Raw genomic sequence first — 6,000 nt, forward strand, 5'->3', positions numbered from 1 at the left:
GTGTCGGTGATCCGGCTCACAGTGCCGGAGGTCGCCAGACGATGCTAGAAGCGGCCCGGGGCAGGAGCGAGGAAATCGCTCCAAAGGTTCATTTAAAGCCATCTATGAACTGCAGATCAGGCTCTGATGATCTGCGAAGTGTTCATTTAGCGGGATACCATCGGCCCATGAACGCCGCCGCTCCCTCCCGTCGCCCCGGCCGTCCCCGCGGCGCGGTGGTGGATGCCGGGCTGATCCACGAGGCCGCCCTGGAGCTGCTCCGCACCGTGGGCCTGCGCGGCCTGACCATGCGGGCGCTGGCGGCCCGGCTCGGGGTCTCGGTCAGTGCCCTCTACAACCACGTCCCGTCCCGCGCGGCCGTCCTGGCCACGGTGCAGGAGCGGTTCGCCGAGGAGCTGGACGTGAGCGGCTTCGGCGGCGTGTCCCTGCGGGAGGCCCTGGCCCGCTGGGCGTGGAGCTACCTGCACGCGCTGCGCCGCAGGCCGGAACTGGTGCCCGTGATCGTGGAGGTCCCGCTGGCGCAGGCCCCGCGGAGCTCCTTGGTCTATCAACGGGTGGTGGCCGGATTCGCGGCCGCCGGCTGGCCGGAGGAGAGCACCGTGGCGTCCCTGAGTGTGCTGGAGACGTTCATCTTCGGGGCCGCCCTGGACTCGACGTCGCCCGACGACGCCTACGCCCCGCCGGACGCGGCCCACTCGCCGCTGCTGGCCCGCAGCTACGAGGCGTTCTCCCGTTCCGTCGAGGCGCAGGACGCCCGCCCGCGGGACCTGGTGTTCAGCATGGGGCTGGAGGCGATCCTCACGGGGCTCCATTCCCTCTGGGGCTCCGGCCGCGGCTGGGCCCGAGCGGGGGAGGGCATGCGCTCCGACGTATGAAAACACCGAGGGCCTCGTTCTGCCTGCGAAGGCGGTGCGGGTTTTCCCCGGCCTTGTGGAATTTCCCCTGCGCTGAAGCGGCGGGGAAAGTCCACAAGGCCGGGGAAAGCCACTGGCCCTCGTCGGCTCAGACCCGCACCAGCATCTTGCCGGTGTTGGCGCCGCGCATCATGTCCAGGAACGCGTCCACGGTGTTCTCAATCCCGTCCACCACGGTCTCGTCGAACGCGATCTTCCCATCCGCGAACCAGCCGTTCATGCGCTCGGAGAACTCCTGGCCCAGGTGCAGGTACGAGCCCAGCGTGAAGCCCTGCAGACGGAGCCCGCGGGTGATCAGGTTCGCCATATTGTCCGGCCCGGTCACCCGATCGGTGGTGTTGTACGCGGAGATCGCGCCGCACAAAGCCGCCCGGCCGCCGTCGTTGAACGCGTCCAGCGCGGCCTCCAGGTGGTCACCGCCCACATTGTCGAAGTACACGTCGATGCCCTCCGGCGCTGCGGCCGCGAGCAGTTCCCGCACGTTCCCGTCCTTGTAGTTGAACGCGGCGTCGTACCCGTACTTCTCGGTCAGCAGCGTCACCTTCTCCGCCGAACCCGCGGAACCGATCACGCGCCCCGCGCCCAGCAGCTTGGCGATCTGCCCGACGGCGGACCCCACGGCGCCCGCGGCGCCGGAGACGAACACGGTGTCGCCTTCCTTGAGGCCGGCGACGGCGGTGAGGCCCACGTACGCGGTCAGGCCGGTCATGCCGAGGATGTGCAGGCGGAGGGAGAGCGGCAGCCCGGGGATCTCCGGGACGGCACGGAAGGTGTCCGCGTGGGCCTGGACGCCGTCCATCCAGCCGTGCTGGTGCAGCACTGCGGTGCCGACAGGCAGCTCCTCCGAGGCGGACTCCACCACGCGGCCGACGGCGCCGCCCTTGATGGCCTCGCCGAGCGGGTACGGGGCGACGTAGCTGCGGGTGTCGTTCATCCGGCCGCGCATATAGGGGTCCACGGAGATGAATTCGTTGCGGACGCGCACCTCACCGGGCTGCAGTGCGGGGTGATCCACGACGGCGGTGCGGAAGTCCTCCGCGACGGGCCAGCCCTGCGGGCGGCGGATGAGCTGGATCTCGGTGCTGGTGAAAGTAGTCATGGGTTCCTTCGGGGGAGAGCTGTCAGAGGGAGAGACCCAGCGCGAGGCTGAGCACGCCGAGGGCCGGAATGACGCCCTGCTTGAGGGCTGCGGAGCGCTTGTCCGGGCTGGAGAGGAGCAGAACCAGGGCGGCGGCGGTCATGGAACCGGCGCCCGTGAAGACGAGGGTGGCGCCCACGGCCAACTGGCCCGCCGCGAAGAGCACGATGCCGAGGGCTGTGGCGATCGCCAGGAAGAGGTTGTAGAAGCCCTGGTTGAAGGCCATCTCGCGAGTGGCGGCGGCTTCGCTCTCGCTGGCGCCGAACACCTTACGGGTGGCAGCGGAGGTCCAGGTCAGGGACTCCATGCGGAAGATATAGACGTGCACCAGGGCGGCGAGGCCGGCCAGGACGAGGCCTGCGACGGTGAGCATCTCAGGCCACCGCGAGCTGGACGTCGATATTGCCGCGCGTCGCGTTCGAGTACGGGCAGACCTGGTGCGCGCGCTCGATGAGCCGCTGCGCGTCGTCGTTCTCCAGGGCCGGAAGCGCCACTTCGAGGCGGGCCGAGAGGCCGTAGCCGCCGCCCGGCAGAGCGTGCAGGGACACGTCCGCCACCACTTCGGAATCGCTCGCGTCCAGCTTTTCCTGCGAGGCGACAAGCTTGAGGGCGGAGTGGAAGCAGGCCGCGTAGCCGGCGGCGAAGAGCTGTTCCGGGTTGGTGGCCCCTCCGGCGCCGCCGAGTTCCTTCGGGGTGCGGACGGGGGCGTCGAGGAGGCCGTCGGAGGACTGGATGTGGCCGTTGCGGCCGTCTCCATGGGCGACGGCGGTGGCCGTGTAGAGCGCTGGAGTATTCATGCGCACAACTGTATTGTGCACAATATGAATGCGCAAGCTAGAATTGGGGCATGTCTTATGAACAGCTCGATCTCGACGCCCAGCTGTGCTTCCCCCTGCACACCGCCGCACGTGCCGTGACGCGCGCCTACGGCACACTGCTGGCGGAATCGGGCCTGACCTACCCGCAGTATCTGGTCATGCTGGCCCTCTGGAAGGATGACGCGCCGCAGAGTGTCGGTGAGCTCGGTGAGAAGCTGCGCCTGGACACCGGTACCCTGACCCCGCTGCTCAAGCGCCTCGAGGCCGCCGGCCACCTGGAGCGCCGCCGCTCCGTGAGCGATGAGCGGAAGGTCCTGATCACGGTCACGCCGCAAGGTTTGGCGCTGCGGGACACCGTGGCCGATGTCCCGCAGCGCCTGGCCTCCGCCATCTCGCTGGAGGAAGGTGACGCCGAGCGCCTCAAGGCCATGCTGGGCCACATCATGGAGGCGCTCGACGCCGTGCGGTGAGCTCCTCTGAAACCGGCTTAGGGGTTCAGCGAGCCGCCGGTCTCCGCCAGGTAGCAGCTCCCGCACAGCGACTCATAGCCCACGTCCTCACCGTCGATGGCGACCTGGCCGCCGTCGAACACGAAACGGCCGTCCACGATCCGCGTGTTGAAGACCGCCTTACGGCCGCAGCGGCAGATGGTTTTGAGCTCCTCCAGCGAGTGCGCGATCTCCAGCAGGCGTGCGGCGCCCGGGAAGGCCTGGGTGCGGAAGTCCGTGCGGATGCCGTAGGCCAGGACCGGGATGCCGTCCAGCACGGCGATGCGGAAGAGGTCGTCCACCTGCTCCGGGCTGAGGAACTGCGACTCGTCCACCAGGAGACATGCCACGGGAGCCATGTCCACGTGCTCCAGGAGCGCGTCCGGATCGTCGCCGGCGCCGTACTGGCGAACCAGGGCGCGCACGTCCGCGCCCTGCGGGATCACAAAGTCGACCTCCCGCTCCACGCCCAGCCGGGACACGATGGAGCTGTCCCCCTTGGTGTCGATCCCCGGCTTCGCCAGCAGCACGCGCTGACCGCGCTCCTCATAGTTGAACGCCACCTGCAGCAGCGCCGTGGACTTGCCGGAGTTCATGGCCCCGTAGCGGAAATAGAGTTTGGCCACGTCAAGCGGTCCCGTCGTGGCAGGGGCCGGCGGGGCGGAGGATAGGCATGCCAGCCATTCTAGGGGGGGAGCCTCCGACGGGGTTTCCGGGGCGGGTCACCTCGACGTGAGTCGACGACGACGCCGCGCGGCTCAGGCGCTGAGGTACACCTTGCGGAGCGTCTCGCGGACGGCCCAGACGGTCCGCTGGCCCGCGCGCAGGCGGACGAGGTCACCGGCGGTGAGTTCGAGCGACTGCTCCACGGTGTCCTGGGCGTCGAGGAAGTCGACCCGGGCGGAGCCGCTGAGTACCACGAAGACCTCCTCCGCCTCCACATCGGTGGCGGTGCCCGGGGTCATCTCCCAGACGCCTACGCCGCAGCCGGCCAGGTCCTCCAGTTCCAGGATCCCCGCGGTGGGCGACCCGGCCAGGACCTGCTCCGTAGGGAGCGGCTCATGCTCCAAAGACGCGTCCGGGACGTGGTGCAGCGTGGCGGTGCGGGACGCGTCGGCCATGGTTTCTCCTGGGTTTCCGGGCCCGGAAGCGGGCGGGTACCGGAATTCTATACTGGGCGGTGCAGTAACGTGCCGGAGCCGCCGGGAGCAGAATGGCAACGGAAGTTCCGGGCAGGGCGCCCGGCGGGGAAGGGTGCATGAGGATCGCGATCGCGGGAGCGAGTGGCACCGTGGGGCGGCATGCCGTCCGGGCGGCGACGGAGCGCGGGCATGAGGTGGTCGCCCTGACGCGGGCGTCCGGCGTGAACGTGCTGGACACCTCCGCGGTGCGCGTGGCGCTGGATGGTGTGGACGCCGTCGTCGATGTCCTGAACATCATGACGCCCAGCGCACGGAAGGCCACCGGCTTCTTCACGGCGGCGACCATGTCGCTGCTTGACGCCGGCGCGCAGGCGGGCGTGCGGCATCACGTGGCGCTCTCGATCGTCGGCATCGACCGTGCGCCGCACGGGTACTACGCGGCGAAGCTGGCGCAGGAACAGGCGGTGGCGGCAGGCTCGGTGCTGTGGACCGTCCAGCGGGCCACGCAGTTCCACGATTTCGCGGCGCTCATGTACGGGATCCTGCACGCCGGGCCGTTCCGGTTCGCGCCGCGTGGACGGGTGCGGCCGGTGGATACCGGGGAACTGGGGGAGTACCTCGTGGTGCTGGCCGAGGGGGAGCCGCAGGGCATCGCCCCGGACTTCGCCGGACCGCGGGAGGAGAGCCTGGCCCGGATGGTCCAGGACTATGCACGTGCACAGGGGTACCGGCGGAAGGTTCCGGAGATCTCCGTGCCCGGGGCGCTCGGGCGGGCTCAGCGGGACGGGTCCCTGCTGCCGCGTCCGGGGGCGGTGCTGGCGGAGCGCACCTTCGATGAATGGCTTGAGAAGCGGTGACGTTCCTGCCGTGGACGGCGGGTCATCGCGGTGTGACCAAGAACACATATCAATTTCCGGGCGCCATTGCACCGGACCGACGAACAGCGTTTCAGATCACAGTTGTACATCTGCACAGGGAATCCATCAGACGATTTTGACTAGGCTCAAAGCCTAGGTTCCATCGGCCATCAGGCCGAGAGTAAGACACAACGAGGGGTTTCAACGATGAAGCGCATCGCCTTGGTCCATGATCGTGCCGTTCCCAGCGCGGAAACCGGGGCGCACTGCCCGGTCTCCGGCATCTGGGTCCCGGAGGGCGATCCCCAGCACGAGCAGTTCATCCCGGAGGGCCACGTCCTTCCCATGGTGAATGGCCAGGCCACGGTGTGGCGCCGTCGCTCCAGCCGCGCGGCCCAGCTTCAGGCGGTCTGATCCGCCCCAGGATCACGGAAAGCCGCCGGACGACGACGTCCGGCGGCTTTCGTGTTCAACGGCCCCGCCCCACCCGCGAAGTTACAGCTGACGCCCCTAAAACCGCGGCGGTTTCAAGGGGTTAGCGCAACACTGTCGATCAGTTGGGTCAGTCTTTCACGTGGGGTGTCCCAGTGGAGGGTTTTGCGGGGCCGGATGTTCAACAGCCGTTCGGTCTCGGCGAGTTGTT

Annotated in this window: 9 protein-coding genes; 4 read left to right on the plus strand and 5 right to left on the minus strand. The window is 68.8% G+C overall.

Annotation, left to right across the window (positions count from 1 at the left end; translation table 11 throughout):
- Nucleotides 1–167: 167 nt before the first annotated feature.
- The gene (locus tag Q9R02_RS07720) at nucleotides 168–875 is read left to right on the plus strand and encodes a TetR/AcrR family transcriptional regulator (protein ID WP_305996073.1); all 708 of its coding nucleotides are present in this window, start codon (nucleotides 168–170) and stop codon (nucleotides 873–875) included.
- Between the two features lie 127 nt (nucleotides 876–1,002).
- On the opposite strand, the gene Q9R02_RS07725 is transcribed toward Q9R02_RS07720, so the two are convergent.
- Genes Q9R02_RS07725 through Q9R02_RS07735 form a run of 3 tightly spaced genes read right to left on the minus strand, consistent with a single transcriptional unit; the run spans nucleotide 1,003 to nucleotide 2,849 of the window.
- Nucleotides 1,003–2,013 (minus strand): NADP-dependent oxidoreductase, encoded by a 1,011-nt coding sequence (locus Q9R02_RS07725; protein WP_305996074.1) that lies wholly within the window; start codon nucleotides 2,011–2,013, stop codon nucleotides 1,003–1,005.
- 22 nt (nucleotides 2,014–2,035) lie between these two features.
- Nucleotides 2,036–2,425 carry a DUF1304 domain-containing protein gene (locus Q9R02_RS07730; protein WP_305996075.1) on the minus strand — a complete coding sequence of 130 codons (390 nt, stop codon included), beginning with the start codon at nucleotides 2,423–2,425 and terminating at the stop codon, nucleotides 2,036–2,038.
- Between the two features lies 1 nt (nucleotide 2,426).
- On the minus strand, nucleotides 2,427–2,849 hold the full coding sequence (locus Q9R02_RS07735; RefSeq protein ID WP_305996076.1) for an organic hydroperoxide resistance protein: 423 nt from the start codon (nucleotides 2,847–2,849) through the stop codon (nucleotides 2,427–2,429).
- Nucleotides 2,850–2,899: 50 nt separating this feature from the next.
- Here Q9R02_RS07735 and Q9R02_RS07740 point away from each other — a divergent pair, with 50 nt between their 5' ends.
- Entirely contained in the window at nucleotides 2,900–3,340 is a 441-nt protein-coding gene (locus Q9R02_RS07740) for a MarR family winged helix-turn-helix transcriptional regulator (protein WP_305996077.1), read from the plus strand.
- 17 nt (nucleotides 3,341–3,357) lie between these two features.
- Here the strand turns inward: Q9R02_RS07740 and Q9R02_RS07745 are convergent, their stop codons facing one another.
- Together Q9R02_RS07745 and Q9R02_RS07750 are read right to left on the minus strand one after the other, a co-directional pair.
- Entirely contained in the window at nucleotides 3,358–3,984 is a 627-nt protein-coding gene (locus tag Q9R02_RS07745; protein WP_305996078.1) for a thymidine kinase, read from the minus strand.
- 132 nt (nucleotides 3,985–4,116) lie between these two features.
- Nucleotides 4,117–4,479, minus strand: coding sequence for a cupin domain-containing protein (locus Q9R02_RS07750; protein ID WP_305996079.1), 363 nt, complete (start codon nucleotides 4,477–4,479; stop codon nucleotides 4,117–4,119).
- Between the two features lie 137 nt (nucleotides 4,480–4,616).
- Here Q9R02_RS07750 and Q9R02_RS07755 point away from each other — a divergent pair, with 137 nt between their 5' ends.
- Together Q9R02_RS07755 and Q9R02_RS07760 are read left to right on the plus strand one after the other, a co-directional pair.
- Complete coding sequence (locus tag Q9R02_RS07755) at nucleotides 4,617–5,357, plus strand: SDR family oxidoreductase (protein ID WP_305996080.1); 741 nt, start codon at nucleotides 4,617–4,619, stop codon at nucleotides 5,355–5,357.
- A 207-nt stretch (nucleotides 5,358–5,564) separates the two neighbouring features.
- A complete protein-coding gene (locus Q9R02_RS07760) occupies nucleotides 5,565–5,771 on the plus strand; it encodes a hypothetical protein (protein ID WP_305996081.1) in 207 nt (68 codons plus the stop codon).
- The last annotated feature ends 229 nt before the right edge of the window (nucleotides 5,772–6,000 follow it).

Origin of the sequence: Arthrobacter horti (genome assembly GCF_030731045.1) — a bacterium.
GTDB lineage: Bacteria > Actinomycetota > Actinomycetes > Actinomycetales > Micrococcaceae > Arthrobacter_E > Arthrobacter_E nanjingensis.

What these genes read in the sequence shown, in the direction of transcription:
- Q9R02_RS07740 (WP_305996077.1), top strand. Translation starts at nt 2,900, where the DNA reads ATGTCTTATGAACAGCTCGATCTCGACGCCCAGCTGTGCTTCCCCCTG.
- Q9R02_RS07720 (WP_305996073.1), top strand. Translation starts at nt 168, where the DNA reads ATGAACGCCGCCGCTCCCTCCCGTCGCCCCGGCCGTCCCCGCGGCGCG.
- Q9R02_RS07750 (WP_305996079.1), bottom strand. Translation starts at nt 4,479, where the DNA reads ATGGCCGACGCGTCCCGCACCGCCACGCTGCACCACGTCCCGGACGCG.
- Q9R02_RS07760 (WP_305996081.1), top strand. Translation starts at nt 5,565, where the DNA reads ATGAAGCGCATCGCCTTGGTCCATGATCGTGCCGTTCCCAGCGCGGAA.
- Q9R02_RS07755 (WP_305996080.1), top strand. Translation starts at nt 4,617, where the DNA reads ATGAGGATCGCGATCGCGGGAGCGAGTGGCACCGTGGGGCGGCATGCC.
- Q9R02_RS07725 (WP_305996074.1), bottom strand. Translation starts at nt 2,013, where the DNA reads ATGACTACTTTCACCAGCACCGAGATCCAGCTCATCCGCCGCCCGCAG.
- Q9R02_RS07735 (WP_305996076.1), bottom strand. Translation starts at nt 2,849, where the DNA reads ATGAATACTCCAGCGCTCTACACGGCCACCGCCGTCGCCCATGGAGAC.
- Q9R02_RS07730 (WP_305996075.1), bottom strand. Translation starts at nt 2,425, where the DNA reads ATGCTCACCGTCGCAGGCCTCGTCCTGGCCGGCCTCGCCGCCCTGGTG.